Consider the following 17,293-nt stretch of genomic DNA (forward strand, 5'->3'; position numbering starts at 1 on the left):
TCGAACCGATCCGATTTTTCGGACACAGAAAGTTAAATCAACTTTTCCCGCAAAGCGTTCCAATCCGATATCGGCAAATCGCATTCGAATCCCTGGCAGAAGTACGCCTTTAGGCTTCCGCCGGAAACGCGATTTTTTAATAAAAGGATTTTGTCTCCGACTTCTTCCGCTTCCTTATCGGTCGCCCAAGCAAACACGATTTCGGGTAAAAACATGGCTCCAATTCCTTGCCATACCGGAAATAAATCCTCCTGGGTCGAGTATACGACAGCCAATTCTTTGGAAGCCGAATTTTTAAGCCAATACGCCGAAAGTAGACAGGGATAATTCATCGGATGTGTTTCCAATTCTACTTTAAAATAAGAGAATATAGCATCGGCAAAATTCGAATATTTGTCCGACTCCACCCCCATTCTAGAGAGAATCGTAAACGCGAGGGCAAACGAACTATTGGAGGAAGGTTCCACTCCGTCGTAACCGTCCACATTTCTACGCAACAAATCTTCCGCGTCCGAGCCGGTATCGAAAAAGACGCCTGCAGGAGACCGAAATAATCTCACGGCATCTTCTGCGTATCGAATAGCAAGAGTCAAATAACGGGTTCCTTTCCCCGCCTGGAATAACCAAAGAGACGCCAGGATAAACTCGGCATAATCTCCACTGTAGGCGAGAAACCTCGCTTCTCCTTCCCTAAATCTCCTCAACAATCGTCCATCTTCCCGGACTAAATTGTTTTCGAGAAATCGAAACGTCTCTTCGGCCAATCGCAATAATTCTCCGTCGCCGAAAGCCATTGCGGCTTTCGTTGCGGCCTTAATGTATAAACAATTCCAGGAAAGTAAAACCTTATCATCGCGCAGCGGGCGAATTCGATCCGACCTGCGTGCTAACAGTTTTTTCCGATTTCGATCCACGATTTCGGTCAGCTCTTCCTGCTCTAATCCGTGCAATCTTGCAAAATTCGTCCGAAAGCTTTCATGTAAAATATTACTTTCTTCGAAATTTCCGATCTCCGTCACATTCCAAAATTCTTCCAACAGGATCGCATCGGAGCCGCATACCTCGTGAAATTCATTTCTCTTCCATAGATAAAACAGACCTTCTTCGCCTTCCGAATCCGCATCCTCGGCGCTGGCAATCCCTCCTCCCTGCAATCTCATATCGCGGGAAAGATATTCCAGTACGTCGTAAGCCGCTTCCTTATATTTTACATGCCCGGTCGTTTGAAAACATTCGACCAGCGCCTCCAGAAATAAAGAATTATCATAGAGCATTTTTTCAAAATGCGGAACCAACCATTTATGATCGGTGGAATATCTACAGATTCCACCCCCGATTTGATCGTAAATTCCGCCTTTCTTCATTGCGACAAGAGTTTCTTCCACCATCTCCAAGGCCTTTGGCTCTCCGGTGGATTTATAAAATCTTAATAGAAAGGACAGTCCCATGCTCGGGGGAAATTTATTCGTAGCGTTTGATTTGAAGCCTGCAAACTCCGGATCATAAAATCGGTCGTACATTCCGAAAGCAGTTTCGAAAACCGTTTTGGCGGGCAATTGCAGATCGCGTTGTTCGTTTAACGCTTTAGATTCTTCGGATTCTTTTAAATACCGGGCAAGCTCTTCGGAAGCATCTATAAGTTCCTCTTTTTTCTCCTTCCAAAGATTTGCCAGAATATTCAAAACGTCTACGAAACTCTTGCGGCCATATTTGGCGACCGGCGGGAAGTAGGTGCCCCCGGTAATCGGTTTCCCTTCCGGAGTCAAAAACATATTCAGAGGCCAACCGCCTTGCTGATTCATCGCATGCAACGCATCCATATAAATACGGTCGACGTCCGGCCTCTCCTCCCTATCGACCTTTATGGAAACGAAATATTGATTTAAAACCGCAGCAGTAGCCTGGTCTTCGAAAGATTCCTTCTCCATTACGTGACACCAATGGCACGTTGCGTATCCTATCGAGAGGAAAATCAATTTGTCTTCCTCTTTCGCTTTGACAAAAGCTTCCTTGGACCAAGGAAACCAGTCGACTGGGTTCGTCGCATGCTGTAGTAGATACGGACTCTTTTCGGACGCGAGTCGGTTTTGTTTCTTTGGAGTTGTGTCCATTTATTTCCGCTGTATTAGACTTTTCTCTCACTGTTTTCGATTTGGCAAATTCTTCCGAGCCTAAAACCATGCTCCGTAGGAAGATTACCGAACTTATGCAAAGGCCCTTAGTCGTTCCTTTTTTAAGGAAAATCTATCTCCGGCTATTCTTGGCTGGAGCGTTGACTTTGCCTAGTTCCATTTTTGCACAACAATCTGAATCACTCGTTGAGAACAAACCCGTATTTCATTTATCGTTAAAAGACGCCGTTAACTATGTCCTTGCGAATAATATTACCGTTAAAAATGCTAAAATGGAATATATTAAAGCGGACTCGGCAGACTTGAAAAACCAATCGCAGTTTGCTTGGACACTTGTAGGATCTTTTTCTACAACTAAAACCGGATTACCATCCAACCGAAACAACATTCTTTCTGGAACGAAAATATCGAATGATAGAATGGCGATCGGTATTCAAAAGCAATTCGAAACCCAAACATATTTTACGCTCGAAGTCAGCAATACTCGCTTCGATACGAACGCCTTGGAATCTCCTGCCTCCGCGGCTCCGTTAGGAGCCTTGGGTCCTTTACTGGCGGCGCCTCCCCAATATACGAGCGCTCTGACTGCAACCCTTAGCCAAGAACTTTTGAAATACAGCTTCGGAAGGACCGAAAAAGACCGTCAAAAGGTTTTAAAGCAAAATGTAATCATCCAACGAGACGGACTCATCGATACGTTGGCTCAACTAGTAGTGAAAACCTTGGTCGATTATTGGAGCTTAAGCGTTTACGATTCTCAAGTATCTACGTTCGAGAGATTGGAAAAAAATACGAGAACCATTCGAGATATTACCGCCAGGAAGGCCGGTTTGGGACTTTCCGAATCCTTTGAGCTAAACCAATGGAATTCCGCATTATCACAAACCCAAAATAGTTTGGAAAGCGCCAGATTAGCGAGAAACGATGCCGAACGGAACCTAGTTCGGGTTCTCAATGCGGATCCTTCCTCTAAGATCGCGGGAATTACCGATTTGCATGAACAAATTCCGGATAATATGGATCCGGAAAAAGATTATCAATACGCCCTTAAAAACCGGATCGATCTGAAGAATTTAAGAAGACAAAGGGAAGTTGCGGACATCCAGCTTCGGATTAAAGAAGCGGAAGATATGCCTTCCCTGAAAATCAGCGGAAGTTATTCCACGCGCGGGCAAACGTTTTTAAATCCTCAGACGAACTTTGTAAATCCTGAAACCGGAATCATGTCCTTTAAATATCCTGAAATGAACGCGGGATTCAGCCTTTCCTATCCTCTATTCGACGTAGGAATTAAGACGGATATTCGCGACGCGAAAGCGCAAATCGAGGTACTCGCAAAACAGGAAGAGGATTTAAAGAAACAAATTCGCGAAGACTTGGATAATCGGTATGCTTCGATCATGTCAGGCCAAGAATTATTGGATTCGGCGACCCGTCGGAGAGACGAAGCCGAGAAATATTATAGAGGCGTTCAGCAACGCTATAGCCAAGGTCGATTTACTGCAGTAGTGGTGAAGTTGGCGTTGGATAACTTGATTCAATCCGAACTGTTAATGGCACAAGCAAAGATTAATTTCAACGTGGATCTTATTCGATACGATTTAGCCAAAAACTATGTTTTCGAAAAATTCGGCGTGGATGTGGCCAAATTAATCGAAGAACTCTCTAAGCTCGACTTAGAAAACGACAAAACCAAGTAAGACCCGAGCAGGATATTAGAAGCTTAGAAAATAAGTTCCGAGAATCTTTTTTCTAAGCGGTTCGCTTATTTAAGCTTTAGGAATATTCGGTATCTCCAGAGGAATCGTTTCCCCTTCCAAAGACCTCAGAAATTCTATGAGATCCCTTTTGTCCTCCTCGGAGAGGCGTGCAGGTTTCAAGAGCGGATCGAATAAAGCATTGGCATGCCCGCCATCCGCGAAATGATTCACGGTTTCTTCGATAGAACCGAATTGGCCGTTATGCATAAAGGTCTTTCTACGAGTCACATCTCGCAACGAGGGAGTGCGAACTTTATCCTTAACTCCCGGCAATCCGGTCGTATGCATTTCCGAGTCCGAGAAATTCGGCCCCTGGTGACATTGCACGCATTTCGCTTTATTTTGAAAAACATCCCATCCGCGTTTTTGTGCCGGAGTCAGAGCAGCTTCTTCCCCCATTGCAAATCGATCAAAATTAGAATTTCGACTCAAGATAGTCCGCTGAAACGCGGAAAGCGCAAAAACGATTCTATCAACGGTAATCTCAGGACTCCCAAAAGCCTTATGAAACATCTCTTTATATTCCGGAACGGCGGAAAGCCTTTGTATGATCGTTTTTTCGTTTTTGGACATTAAATCGAAATAGACCCTTTCTTTGACTACGTTTTCCAAATCCCTCGTCTCAGGATCTTTGAACACGTCCTTATATAAGGCAACGTTAGTCAGGGTTCGACCGATATTGTTATGAATTTTATTTCTCGGAGCGCCGCTGGTTTGGAATTCGAAATTTCGATACGTTGCGCAATTATAATCCTGCTTTAGAGACAATCGTTTGTCGAAATAAAGCATTTTACCAAGCTCGACCTTATCCTTATTATAAGGATTATTGCTGGGGTGAATGACATTCTTTACTACAAAAGCTTCGAGTTCCGGAATCGGCTTACGTTCTTTACAGGACCCGATAAAAAGCATCACAATAAGGGACAAAATTATTAAAAATCGATTCATGACGGGCCCCCGCAATCCAGCTTCCGGTAAATTCAGCGAATGTCAATCTCCTATTTAGAATAATTCTAACCTCATTCCTGGAAGAGAAAATTTCATTAAGCGACTTCCCTTTGTCACAAAATGAATGAACCGTCGTCCTCACTGATAGGAGCTTTATAATGGAAAAGAAAACAATCGTAATCGTCGGCGGAGGGTATGCCGGCATCATCGCTGCAAATCGTTTGGCCAGGAAAAATGCTTCCTCACGAATCATCCTTGTTACGGCAAATGATCTCTTTTTAGAAAAGATCAGAAATCATCAAGAAATCGCCGGAACAAAATCCAAGTCCTATCCGATTCAAAACCTTCTCCATAAAAAAGTGGAACTCAGGGTCGGCATCGTGGACCGTATTATACCCTCCGAAAAGAAAATACGTTTTCTAGATAAGGAAGAACTCTCGTATGATTTTCTCGGATACACGGCGGGAATGAAGGCCTCAAAAATCGATGGGATGCCCGAGACGATATTATCGGTCGCGGATGAAAAGGATTGTCGAAAAATTAACTTAGCGCTTATGCAATCTTCCGACCGTAAGATTACGATCGTAGGCGGAGGATTAACCGGAATCGAAACCGCAACGGAATTGGCGGAACGGTTTCCGAACGCAAAAATTACCTTAGTGGATTCCGGAGCAATCGGCAAAAATTTCAATTCGGAAGCGATCGGATATATGTTACGAGTTTTAATGCGCCTAGGAGTTACCGTTTTACAAAACAAACGAGCCGCAAAAATTTTGGGGGACTCGATTGTGACCGAAGACGGAGATACGATCCCTCATGATTATTGCCTACTCTCATCAGGATTAATCGCTTCCGAGTTAGGCAAAAAATCGGGACTCAGCGTAAATTCCATTAATCAAGTCTTAGTTGATAGTACGTTCCAATGCGGGAATTATCCTTCGATATTAGGAGCGGGTGACGGAATAAAAGTAACGGGAAAAGAATATTCTCCATTAAGAATGTCTTGTGCAACCGCCTTACCGATGGGAATCTACTTAGCGGAAAGGATCTCTTATTTGACGGGAAACTCCAGCAAGCTAGGCCAAAATCCATTTTCAATGGGGTATGTGATTCGCTGCGTAAGTCTAGGCAGGAAAGCGGGATTGATACAGTCCCTAAATCCGGACGACTCCCCGAGCGAAAAAATTTGGACCGGAAGAATCGGCGGGGTAATCAAAGAATTGATTTGCAAATTTACGATCCTATCACTCAGGGCCGAGAAGTACTTCGACTTTTATGCTTGGCCCCAAGCCAAGAAAATCGAAATCTTAGACACGGGCAAAATGACAACGGCTACGGAAAGTTAAATGGATCGACTGAGTCAATTTCTCGAAAACAAAAGACTAGTCTTCGGCATCGCGTATCGAATGACTGGAAGCGTTGTCGAAGCCGAAGACATAGTCCAGGAAACGTTTCTTCGTTGGGAAAAATCCAGTAAGACGAATATAAGATCACCGAAGGCTTTTCTTTCCACCATCGCGACAAGGCTATCTTTAGATAGCCTTCGCAAGTCCAAGCGAAAACGGGAAACATACATAGGCCCGTGGCTGCCGGAACCTTTAGCGCCCACCGCATTTGATCAGGAAATTCAGATAGATGAGGAAACGCTCGATTTGGCATTTCTACATATATTAGAAAAATTGAATCCTATCGAGCGCGCAACCTTCTTGCTACGGGAATCGTTCGATTTAGACTATTCGGTCATTTCCAATGCCGTCGGGAAAAGCCCGGAAAATTGCCGACAGATTTTCAAGCGAGCGAAGGAAGCGTTAAAGTCGGATCGTAAACGTTTTTCAGCAGATCCGGAGACAAGAAGATTACATTTGAGGAATTTTCTGCTAGCTTCCTCAAAGAGCGACCCAAATCAACTCATTCCATTTTTAAAGGAAGAAATCATAATGTGGTCGGACGGCGGCGGAAAAGTCAATGCGGCTCGAATACCTATCATCGGGCGAGAACGAGTCGCATCCGTCTTAAATAAAATTCGCAGTAATCGGTTACGTAAGAATTTACATTTCTATTTCTCGTTCGTAAACGGAGCGGAGACCATAGTGGGTTATGATAATCGCAAACCGGTCTATCTACAAAACTTTATCATCGAAGCGGAAGGAATATGGAGGATATATAGCGTACTGAATCCGGACAAACTAAACGCTTTTAAGGATAAGGAGAAACTTTTGAAGGAAGGTTCCTTAATTCCGATAGAATCGTTCTTATTGTTTCCAAATTCGCCGAAATCCTTACTTCCGAAATGGATCTCCCCCATCACTAAATTAGTTCGATGGGTTATTTTCTGATTTTTCTTCCTTGCCGGATCGGAATTTAATTTCTCACTTTGCGTAAAATATCGTTAACATAAGATAATCGGGTTTATGGATTATGCGGTCGAAAGCATTGACTATCCGCGGCAAACTGCTTTAGCATAAATGAATGAAACAAAGGTTGATGATTATTTTTATGATAGGATTTACTCTATTTAGCGTTTTTTGCGGAGTGAACGAAACCGTAATGAATGCCAACTCTAACGCTCAGAATTCGAAGGAAGACAAACCGAGCGGCTTTTTCGAATCAAAATACGGTAAAGTTGCATACTGGATCAAAGGAAAAGGCAAAACGATCTTTCTTTTGCATTCCGCCGGCCACGACCACAGGGATTTCGATGCAATCATCCCCGCGCTTACTTCGAAGTATAGGGTAATATGTTTGGATTGGCCCGGGCACGGTGTTTCCTCCAATCCTAGTCCCCCCTCTTCCGCATCCGCATTATCGATCGCCGAAGTACTGCAGGAAGTAGCGATTCAGCTCGCTCCTGATGGCGCGGTTTTTCTTGGAAACTCGGTAGGCGGTTTTGCATCCTTAAAAATGGCCTTGGAAAAACCCGAATTAGTGAAGGGTTTAATTTTGGTGGACACGGGAGGTATGAATGCCCCCGATTTTAAAACGAGAACCTTCACGAATTTAAAGGGCACTGTTTGGTTTACCGGACTTTCCTGGACCGCATTTCCGAAATATTATCTGAAAATTCGGAATGATTACACGAATCAAATCTTGGAAAGAATTCGGGAAAAAGGGACCCAAGAAGGTGCAAAAGAAGTGAACGCGGCAATCTGGCGAAGCTTTCTTGCACCGGGACATGATTTACGGGAAAAAGTCCGGGAAATAAAACAGCCGACTTTAATCGTTTGGGGTGCGGAGGATCCGGTTTTAGAGCCGAGCTTGGGCAAAACTCTACATAGTGAGATAAAAAATTCCCAAGCAGTATTCTTGAAAACCGGACATGTTCCTTTTGCGGAAGATCCGGATGCCTTCCTACGGGTGACGATTCCGTTCTTGGATTCAATCAAGTATTAATCCGAAACTTTTTGAGATTACAAAATAGGCAGATAGGATGACTCTTAGCTTAGAGTCGTCCTATCATGGAAGTTGATAAAATTAATCAGGATACTCCCGAATGGGATCGGATCTTCGAAGCCGTCCATAGGCTTTCCGGAATTTCGAAGACAATTTGGAACCAAGCCGGACGACTTTATACCTTAAGAAAAATCGGATACGGTGATTTTTTTATCAAGCAAGGGAAAATCCCGACGGAATTTGCCTTCGTATTCTCCGGACAGCTTCGCGAATATTACGTAACCGAGAAAGGCGACGAGTATATTAAAAGTTTCTGTTTTCCCGGAGAATTTACCGGATCCTATTTCGATTTGCTATCCGGCCATCCTTCCACATGCAATATCCGAGCGATATCCGATTGCGTATTGGGCGTGGCTAAGTTTTCCGATTACACCGCGCTCTATGACAAAAACATAGCTTGGGAAAAATTAGGAAGGCGAACTGCAGAATTACTCTTTCTAAAGAAAGCGCGGCGAGAATACGAACTATTGACCCTTTCCGCCGAAGAAAGATATGAATCTCTAAAAAAGAATTATCCGGGAATCGAGGAGTTAGTACCTCAATACCATATCGCTTCGTATTTAGGAATCACTCCCGTCAGCTTGAGTCGAATCCGATCCAAATTATCCAAATCCGAAACGGGATAAAAAAACGCCGGAAGTTTTTCTTCCGGCGTTTTTCCTTTCGTACGATTTTATTTCGTTACGAATTATTTTGCGGATGCAGCCTCGCGAATCACGTATGCCGCAATCTCGTTCTTCTGGATCTGTGTGGTTCCTTCGAAGATACAGAGAATTTTTGCGTCCCTCATAAGTTTTTCAACGGGATATTCTTTCGTGTATCCGTATCCACCATAGATTTGAACGGCATCAATTGCAGCTTTCATTGCGGTTTCAGAGCAATACGCTTTTGCAATTGCGGAGTATTTCGGAAGACGAGGGTCCTCGGCGTCCGACATACGAGCAGACAAATAGCAGATTTGGCGAGCGGTTTCGACTCCGATCGACATATCGGCCAACATATGCTGAACTGCTTGGAAACTGGAAATCTTGGATCCAAACTGTTCACGTTGACGTGCGTATTTAGAGGCATGATCCAAAGCTGCTTGCGCGACACCAACTCCCATTGCGGCGACGTATGGACGAGAAGCATTCAATGTTTGAAGAGCGTAAATAAACCCGAGGTTTTCTTTGCCGATCATATTGACTTCTTCTACTGCGCAATCTTCGAAGATAATTTGGCGGGTATCCGATGCACGAATTCCTAGTTTATCTTCCTTTTTACCTACGATCAGCCCCGGAGTCTCACGTTTCACATAGAAACAGGAAACACCGCGGGTTCCTCGACCTTTATCGGTATAAGCGAATACTGTATAAGCACCTGCGCTTCCACCACCGGTAATCCATTGCTTAGTTCCGTTAATCACCCACTTATCGCCTTTCTTAACGGCAGTAGTGCTCATCCCTGGAACGTCGGAACCGGCGCCCGGTTCGGAAAGACAGAAAGATACTCCGTATTCCCCGTCGATTACCGGCTGAAGCCATTTTTTCTTCTGCTCATGGCTTGCACCTTTTAGAATCGGTAGGATCCCCAAACCGGTATAACCGAAACAAAGGCTGATACCGAGACATCCCCGGGAAAGTTCTTCGGTTACAAGGCATTGTTCTACGGATCCGAGTCCCCAGCCGCCGTATTCTTCCGGGATGGTAAGGCCATTCACACCAAGCTCGGTTCTCATTCTGTTGATAAGTTCTTCGGGGTGTTTATTCTCTTCGTCCCAGTGGATCGCTACTTCGTGGGTAATCTCTTTTTTAACGAAATTGCGGATCGTATCTCTAATTTCGATCTGTTGCTCAGTCAGTTCCTGGTACATTCGGTTCCCTTCTTAAGAGAGTTTCTATTCCTAATTTTTGAGGATAGGCGATTAGATCAACTAAAACCTTTGCGAACGATCGCTCAAATCGCCTAGAATGGGACAGAATTCGAATAAAACTCGAATTTTTATCGTATAAGAGCCTAGGATTCAATGATTTTATACAGAACGTTCGTTCTGTTCCGACCTTTATGTTCGGTAAAAGTCGCGACGAGATGGTGTACATTCAAACAGAATCCGATTGATTTACGGATGGGCTCTAATCGATTTACTCGAGTTCCTCGAACATGATTTTGAGAATATCGGCTTTCGGGACGGCCTTTTTTTCCAATATCGTAACCGGAACGCGCAGCTCTAATTTCTTAAGTCTAGATTTTAAGTAGGTCTGACGGGAATTATCCTTCAACTCCATGACTATTTCCAAATCATTTTGAGTGATTGCTCTTCCTTCCACGATTGAACCGTCTTTAAAATGCGCCTTATCGACGACGGTTCCGGAAGGATCAAGAGCTGAAACTTCCAAAAAGATAGTTTCCGAATCGAAACCGACCACTTTCGCGAGAAAGGTCTCTCCGTTTCGTGGCTGAATTGTGACTTTGCCGGTCATAGCCATTCGGTGCATCTTTTGATCTATACTTTCCTCTCGATCATTCCAATGGTTCACAAATAAATTCTCTTCGCAAAATTCCACGATGATCGTTCGTTTCGTAAGAGAGGTCAACCAGCCTAACAGAATAGTTACGGTATAATCGTGCCAACGTGCCGCTTCGGTTACGCGAATCGTCTGGCCTAGAGGCGGCTCAGGAATCGGAGAGTTCAATGCCGGAATCAAACCGAAAAATATAGGAGACTTCCATGCTGGAATCAAGCCCCCAAGAAATGCCCAACGCGATTTAGTCGAATGGAGCTTGCATTGTACGGATGTCTCTGACGCTAGGATAATTCGCTTTTCAGGATTAGAACTGATTCGTTTTTCTAATGTACAAGAATTTAGCCAAATCAACGAAGTGAGAAAAACAATCCAAATCGATCTAACCCGCATAGTATAGAATCACTTCTCTTAAATTTTAGTCTGGGGAAATTCGAGATCGATGGTTCCCTGTACGGTAAAAGGCTATTAACCATGCTTTGATTCACAAGCAAAAACTTTCCAATAGAGAAACGGAATCCGTTTATATTCGTTGGCTTTTGCCGATCGAAAAAATTAGAATCGCCAAACTGCTGATTGTTTCCTTTGCCTCAAAAATAGGCAAATGCGAATCATCCTTAAATTAGCTTCCTGTTTTCAAGAGCTCCGGTCTTTAAATTCTTGCTATTTTGCATATTTCAGGATGAACTGTAATTGGCCTAAGCGAAACGGCGAATTATAGCGATTCTGCCGTTCGAAATTCCCTGCGTTCTTATCGAATTGCAACATGATAGAGATTATGCGAAAAAGAAAGACCGACGATGCACAAAACCTCTTCTCAATGCTTTAGATCGAGTATAAGAGCGGTTAAACTCCGGATAGTCTCGACAAGTTTCCTTATTCCAGTCTGTTTCTTCCTCTTCGAAGCTTGCTTCACCAATCCCATTTTTAAACCGCTGGTTTTTCCGACGGAAAACTCGAATAATTCATACCCTATGGGATTCTTATTGAGCGCCTTACTGGGAAATAATAACCAGGCGACTCAGCCTACGGCAATCCCGAGTTCCCCGGTTTTGGACACAACCCCTCCCGTTCCGGGTGGAGCGGGAGTCATAACCGTAACACCTTCAGGCGTGTATTCAGCGTCGACGAAAGCTCAAGTGAATCTGTCTTGGACGGTCGGGACCGATAACGTTTCTCTTCCGGCAAATTTAACCTACCAGGCGTATTATTCGACCAGTAATAATATAACTACGTTATCGACGACTCTTGCCAACGGAACTCCCTTCGGTTCCGTTCAGACGAACCTTTCCAATATCAACGTGAATCAATTATTCGGAAATACGGCTTATTACTTCAATGTTGTAATCGCCGACCCAGCGGGAAACCAAAGTGTTTACGTTTCTAATTCTTCGACGACTTTAACCGCCGCCTATTTGTTCGATTCTACTTCCAATAGTACGGGGAACGTGGCGTCACGTGCAAATGTAAACAATCTCTGCACTGCTCGTCTCACCTCGATGAGCGCAAATACCTACCCCTGGAAAAATAATTGTTCTACTGTTGTCGCTTTTATTTCGCTTAGCGGTGTCGACACGATCGCAAACCTATTGGTTCCGGTTTCCGGGTCGGCAATTATTTTGGGAAGCCAAGGAATGATACTCGCTTCCAACAGCGGCGCGTTGATGGGCGGAACTATTCAAAACACGATTCGTAACGCAATTCCTGAATATAGCAGCGGCGCAGGTTGGTGGAGCTTTTCTACGGTCAATGGCGGATACGCCGCTGTGGACAGTTGTTCGAACGGCACCTCGAACTCCGCGGCCGTTTCGGGAAGAATCGGTTTTCCTGATATAACTTCCTCGAGCTGGCTGGACTATGCCATTAATGGGGAAGGTGCTCCAAGCGGAGCGACCTGTGATATTCAAAGAGCGATTTTCTGCCTTTGTTACTGACGCTTAACGAAAAATTCCGATTCATATCCGCTTCGACTTGATCAATGCAACCGGGAAGCCATGGATCCTTCCGATTTCTTAACTTAGATTACTTTATCTTTTTTTAATTCTTCGATATCCGCGTCGGAATATCCCAACGTTTTCAGAATTTCAGTATTATGCTGACCGTGTTCCGGCGGATCGGAACGATATGTAACTTTACTTTCCGAAAAAGGAAACGGCGAACCGAACTGAACATAATCCCCGTATTCCGGATGTTTACGCTCAAGAATCATTCCTTTTTCAATAAGAACAGGATCCTTCGCGACTTCATCCATCGTCTTAACGGGAGTGAGACAAGAGTCCGGATTTTCGAAAATCGGCTGCAAATCTTGTAATGTCTTCGAAGCGAAATATTCGGTTAATATTTGTTTCCAATCTCTAAAATGCGCCTCGTCCGCCGGAATCTTTTCCAAATGAGTGTCCAAGCCCGATTGGCGGAGAAACGTCTTAAAAAACATATCTTCCAATGCACCGAGAGCAACCCATCTTCCTTCCTTAGTTTTATACGTATTATAGTTCGGGAGCTTTCCCGAGAGAAGTTCGTTTCCTCCTTCAGGATCCTGTCCGGTTGCCGAATAAATTCCGCCATAAAGCGAAATAAATTGCAAGGAAGCTTCCATCATAGAGACCGCGATTTTTTGACCTCTCCCCGTTTTCTCTCGGTAATACAGAGCGGCGAGAATCGAAGAGAGCGCGGTAAGAGTTCCACCTCCGATATCGGCCAATTGAAAACCGGGAGCCTGAGGATTTTTTCCGGTCTGAGATAATACTCCCGATAGAGAAAGATAATTGAGATCATGACCGGCAAAATCCCGGTATTTTCCCGAATCGCCATAACCGTAAATCCCGCAGTAAATCAACCGAGGAAATCGATCCTTTAAATCCTCGTAACCGAGCCCCATCTTTGCCAGCCCGTCCGGTCTAAATCCTTCCAACAGAATATCAGCATCTTCCAGTAATTTGAACAAAATCTCCTTCGATTTCTCCCGCTTCAAATTGAGAGTGATCGCTTTCTTATTTCGATTCAACATCAAGTATAAGGACGGCGCCCCGTTCGATTTCTTGAACATCACTCTGGTAGCATCCATCGCGCGCGGGTTTTCTATTTTAATGACTTCGGCCCCCATATCCCCCAAATACATGGAGCAGAGAGGGCCTGGGAGAAGCAGACTGAGATCAACGACCTTAACGCCTGAAAGTGGACCTTTGTTCATTTTTACGGTCTCCATGATTTAACTCAGGCATTGTTTAGAATAAACTTCGCCCGTGAAAAGTCATTTTCAGGATCGAAATTTATTCCTAATTCTGTTCGGAAGCCAATAATTCCGCACTAGTCGTATTCCATCTCCATTTAATATAATCTTCTATCGTACCGAATCGATATCCTTCCGATTTTAATTTTCGAATTACTGAGGTTAAAATTTCCTTAGTTGTAGGATGTGTATCGTGAAATAAAACGATGACCCCTTTACCATCCGCTCCTCGAACCAATCGAAAGTAAATGCGATTCATTTTCGCTTTAAATTTCTCGTCATCCAGATTAATACGAGGCCCTTTTTCATACCATTCCCCCCTTACCCATTCTTTAGAATCGGAGGAATCGAAATGCCTGGACCACATAATGACGATTCCTTTTTTTTTGAGAACGGATCCCACCCTTTTCCTGGCTTGGTCGGAAGCGGGATGAATGAAAGGAGAACCGAACGGTGGACGTAAAAGTGTCATCCTTCCTGACTCGGCTCCAAGTTCGCGATCGTACATACTCTGATTATCGTCGAATTGCTTGGCGATTTTTTCGTCGGGAAGCGAAAGCAAATTGCGGTGATCGATCGTATGATTTCCCACCGAATGTCCTTCTTTCCTCATGCGGATCAAAACATCTTTATACTTCTTGAATCCGTTTTTGATTCTGTTTTCTTTCGGAGCCCAATCACCGCAAATAAAAAAGGAAGCCTTAATTTTCTCCTCTTTTAGAACGTCCAAGATTTCTTCCGTCCAATCCGAGGGTCCGTCGTCGAAGGTTAAATAGGCGATTTTGTCCGGAATCGGATCACCGTCGTAAAAGCCGTACGCACCGTATTTTGCGGAAGTACCCGTCGGATCCTTTCGATCTATCGTATGGGAACAAGAAATGCAAAAATAAAAAAGAGAGAGGGAGGAAATTAATTTTGGCATAGCGAAATTAATTTCCAATTTATCGAGGCACGTTCTAACGTAAATATATTTTAACGCCGAGAAGCGCGGTCAGAACGGAGACGATGATATCGAAACTGAAATCGAAACGATTTCAGTAAATTCGGATTCTAATTAGTTTCGATCTCTAGCACTGAGATGAATGGATCGAGATAGGATTCTTAATCGAACATTTCTCCTGCGGTTAACCAAACGCCTGCAATAATCAATAAAATTCCGGTCCATTGAGACCAATTTAATCTTTCTTTAAATAGGAAAAACGAAGCCAGCAAAACCACGATGAATCCTGCCGATGTAAAAACAGGATATGCCAACGAGAGTTTTAATCCTTTCCCCAGAACCCAACGATACCCGAGAAGAGCTATTCCGAAAGAGGCGATACCGGTAAAAAATACCGGGTGCAAAAAGCTTTTGATCAAACCTTCGATTCCGGGCGCCATGTCGGTTTTGTCTCCCAAGGAACTCGCTTTAATGAGTATATTGGCTAAAGCATTAAAAAATAAAGCCACAACGAAGACGATTACGACCGTTGCTTTCATTCTGCCAGTCTCCCAAGATCAATTTTTCTTTCCCTAGAACGCCGCAAGAAGAAGGTTGAAGAATCTTCCATAGACGCAAGAAGCGGAATCGGTTCCGACTTTCATCGTCCATCCAAAGGAAAGTATGAGAAAGATCAAGGGCAAATCGCGAATAGATAGAAAATCCTTTCGGTTTAGAGGACTCGACCTCTCCTATCTGGATGCCGGCCGCAAAGAGGCTTCTCCCATCATAATCGCGCATGCAAACGGTTATAGCGCCGGCTGCTATTCTTATTATATCGAAAGACTTTCGAAAAAATTTCGGGTTCTCGCTCTTGATTTTTGCGGCCATGGAGAATCGGAGCCGAGCCTAGATTGGAAAAATTGGTTTTTTTTCCGAGACCAAATTCTCGCTTTGATCGAGGCGGAAAATCTAAGAAATTGTATAGGAATCGGTCATTCTTTAGGAGGAGCGAGTCTTCTTCTTTCTTCTTACCATAGCCCTTCCCACTTTCGGAAAATTATAGCGATGGATCCGGTAATCTTAAACCTTCCGTTTATTCTATACGCTTGGACTTTCGGCAATCCTCTCTCGAAAAGCGCTCTAGCGAGAAGAAGAGAATTTGCGAGCATCGATCTGATTCGAAAAGCATATAGAAGGAATCCGGCATTTTCAAAATGGAATGCGGAAATTTTCGACGATTATCTCAAGAGCTGCTTTCGGCAGGAAAACGGAAAAGTATATCTAAGATGTCCGCCGGAAGTGGAAGCGAAAATATTCAACTCGGTTAATTTTCTGAGTTTATATCAGTACGGAAAAATCAAAGTCCCGACTCATATCACTATTCCCGAAAAATACGAGGTCTGCACGCCGAAAGCGGCGAAAAGAATCGTTAACGGAAATCCCGAATCGACTCTCGAAATTTGGAAGAACACGACCCATTTTTTTCCTTTCGAAGAACCGGAAAGAACCTGGGATAGAATCGAAAGAATTCTTAGTATGGAAATGCCTCCATGACGGATAACAAAACGGGCGCGCTTTTCTACTTTGAAGGGAGAATTTTATTTGCGAATCGGGGCTTGGTCGCCGACGCGCACGCTCATTATGCGGTATCCATATTGATTTCAATTTCCTTACCTTTTTTCGTGGAGATGAAAAAAGGAGAAAAGAAATCCTATCAGGCGGCCGTGCTAGCTCCTAATTTTCATCACACTCTTCTTGCACAGGAATCCGATATCATCGTTGTTCAACTGGATCCTCATAGCACCGATTATGCGCCGATTGCCGCCCGTTTCGGAAAAACAGGAATTCATGAAATACCGAATTCCGATCTCAAACCCGTCATTGACGATTGCCGCAAATTAATAGAGGGACAACTTGATTGTTCTCAGGCTAAATCGTTATTCGAAGATATTCTTTCCGCGGTAGGAGCGGAGAAACCGACGAAAGTATCCTTGGACCCGAGAATACTCTCCGCAACTAAAAGAATGAAGGCATCCCTTCCAGGATCCGTATCCGTTCCGGAACTCGCAAAAGAATCCGGTTTTTCCGAAACAAGATTTATGCATTTATTCAAAGAGCAACTTGGACTACCCGTTAGGCAATACCAGCTTTGGCTCCGCCTTCAAGAGGCAGCTTACTTATTAAAGGAAGGAGGAAATTTAACCGAGGCGGCGCACGCGGCAGGGTTTGCCGATCAGGCTCATTTAAGCAGGACGTTCAAAAAAATGTTCGGCGTGCAACCATCCCGATTCTTAGGGTCGAACAGCTCGGTTAAAGTCACGTTCTGCGTTTAAGCGAAAATCCGGAGGTTG

15 protein-coding genes are annotated in these 17,293 nt (G+C 44.0%); 8 read left to right on the top strand and 7 right to left on the bottom strand.

All coding sequences use genetic code 11. The features are described 5' to 3' along the window. Positions 1-32: 32 nt before the first annotated feature. Complete coding sequence (locus LEP1GSC058_RS09635; RefSeq protein WP_016549575.1) at positions 33-2,111, bottom strand: thioredoxin domain-containing protein; 2,079 nt, start codon at positions 2,109-2,111, stop codon at positions 33-35. 95 nt (positions 2,112-2,206) lie between these two features. Here LEP1GSC058_RS09635 and LEP1GSC058_RS09640 point away from each other — a divergent pair, with 95 nt between their 5' ends. Beyond that, complete coding sequence (locus LEP1GSC058_RS09640) at positions 2,207-3,832, top strand: TolC family protein (protein ID WP_016550316.1); 1,626 nt, start codon at positions 2,207-2,209, stop codon at positions 3,830-3,832. A 69-nt stretch (positions 3,833-3,901) separates the two neighbouring features. On the opposite strand, the gene LEP1GSC058_RS09645 is transcribed toward LEP1GSC058_RS09640, so the two are convergent. Further along, positions 3,902-4,840 carry a cytochrome-c peroxidase gene (locus LEP1GSC058_RS09645; RefSeq protein ID WP_039948265.1) on the bottom strand — a complete coding sequence of 313 codons (939 nt, stop codon included), beginning with the start codon at positions 4,838-4,840 and terminating at the stop codon, positions 3,902-3,904. Positions 4,841-4,998: 158 nt separating this feature from the next. Between LEP1GSC058_RS09645 and LEP1GSC058_RS09650 the strand changes: the two genes are divergently transcribed. From LEP1GSC058_RS09650 to LEP1GSC058_RS09665, 4 genes are all read left to right on the top strand, one after another. Continuing rightward, the gene (locus LEP1GSC058_RS09650) at positions 4,999-6,186 is read left to right on the top strand and encodes an NAD(P)/FAD-dependent oxidoreductase (protein ID WP_016549755.1); all 1,188 of its coding nucleotides are present in this window, start codon (positions 4,999-5,001) and stop codon (positions 6,184-6,186) included. Further along, entirely contained in the window at positions 6,187-7,176 is a 990-nt protein-coding gene (locus LEP1GSC058_RS09655) for a sigma-70 family RNA polymerase sigma factor (protein ID WP_016550594.1), read from the top strand. It abuts the gene before it with no gap. Positions 7,177-7,309: 133 nt separating this feature from the next. Further along, the gene (locus LEP1GSC058_RS09660) at positions 7,310-8,230 is read left to right on the top strand and encodes an alpha/beta fold hydrolase (protein WP_039948266.1); all 921 of its coding nucleotides are present in this window, start codon (positions 7,310-7,312) and stop codon (positions 8,228-8,230) included. 65 nt (positions 8,231-8,295) lie between these two features. Then, a complete protein-coding gene (locus tag LEP1GSC058_RS09665; RefSeq protein WP_016549509.1) occupies positions 8,296-8,916 on the top strand; it encodes a Crp/Fnr family transcriptional regulator in 621 nt (206 codons plus the stop codon). Positions 8,917-8,978: 62 nt separating this feature from the next. Here the strand turns inward: LEP1GSC058_RS09665 and LEP1GSC058_RS09670 are convergent, their stop codons facing one another. Together LEP1GSC058_RS09670 and LEP1GSC058_RS09680 are read right to left on the bottom strand one after the other, a co-directional pair. Further along, entirely contained in the window at positions 8,979-10,142 is a 1,164-nt protein-coding gene (locus LEP1GSC058_RS09670; protein ID WP_016550270.1) for an acyl-CoA dehydrogenase family protein, read from the bottom strand. Between the two features lie 268 nt (positions 10,143-10,410). Then, positions 10,411-11,184, bottom strand: coding sequence for an LIC_13076 family protein (locus tag LEP1GSC058_RS09680; RefSeq protein WP_016550925.1), 774 nt, complete (start codon positions 11,182-11,184; stop codon positions 10,411-10,413). Between the two features lie 581 nt (positions 11,185-11,765). Here LEP1GSC058_RS09680 and LEP1GSC058_RS09685 point away from each other — a divergent pair. Then, a complete protein-coding gene (locus LEP1GSC058_RS09685) occupies positions 11,766-12,725 on the top strand; it encodes a phage tail protein (protein WP_016549412.1) in 960 nt (319 codons plus the stop codon). 83 nt (positions 12,726-12,808) lie between these two features. Here LEP1GSC058_RS09685 and LEP1GSC058_RS09690 read toward each other — a convergent pair whose 3' ends face one another. The 3 genes from LEP1GSC058_RS09690 to LEP1GSC058_RS09700 all read right to left on the bottom strand — a co-directional run bounded on the left by LEP1GSC058_RS09690 (position 12,809) and on the right by LEP1GSC058_RS09700 (position 15,499). After that, the gene (locus LEP1GSC058_RS09690) at positions 12,809-13,981 is read right to left on the bottom strand and encodes a CaiB/BaiF CoA transferase family protein (RefSeq protein WP_016549387.1); all 1,173 of its coding nucleotides are present in this window, start codon (positions 13,979-13,981) and stop codon (positions 12,809-12,811) included. A gap of 85 nt (positions 13,982-14,066) precedes the next feature. Beyond that, positions 14,067-14,942, bottom strand: coding sequence for a polysaccharide deacetylase family protein (locus LEP1GSC058_RS09695; protein WP_016549570.1), 876 nt, complete (start codon positions 14,940-14,942; stop codon positions 14,067-14,069). Positions 14,943-15,121: 179 nt separating this feature from the next. Beyond that, positions 15,122-15,499: an SMR family transporter gene (locus LEP1GSC058_RS09700; RefSeq protein ID WP_039948268.1), complete on the bottom strand. Its 378-nt coding sequence runs from the start codon at positions 15,497-15,499 to the stop codon at positions 15,122-15,124. A gap of 151 nt (positions 15,500-15,650) precedes the next feature. On the opposite strand from LEP1GSC058_RS09700, the gene LEP1GSC058_RS09705 reads away from it, so the two are divergent. Both LEP1GSC058_RS09705 and LEP1GSC058_RS09710 read left to right on the top strand, forming a co-directional pair. Next, positions 15,651-16,496 (top strand): alpha/beta fold hydrolase, encoded by an 846-nt coding sequence (locus tag LEP1GSC058_RS09705; protein ID WP_039948538.1) that lies wholly within the window; start codon positions 15,651-15,653, stop codon positions 16,494-16,496. Further along, positions 16,493-17,275, top strand: a complete 783-nt coding sequence (locus LEP1GSC058_RS09710; RefSeq protein ID WP_016549929.1) for a helix-turn-helix domain-containing protein — start codon at positions 16,493-16,495, stop codon at positions 17,273-17,275. Before LEP1GSC058_RS09705 ends, LEP1GSC058_RS09710 begins: the two co-directional genes overlap by 4 nt. Positions 17,276-17,293: the final 18 nt, after the last annotated feature.

The sequence above is a fragment of the Leptospira fainei serovar Hurstbridge str. BUT 6 genome (genome assembly GCF_000306235.2).
Classification (GTDB): Bacteria; Spirochaetota; Leptospiria; order Leptospirales; family Leptospiraceae; genus Leptospira_B; species Leptospira_B fainei.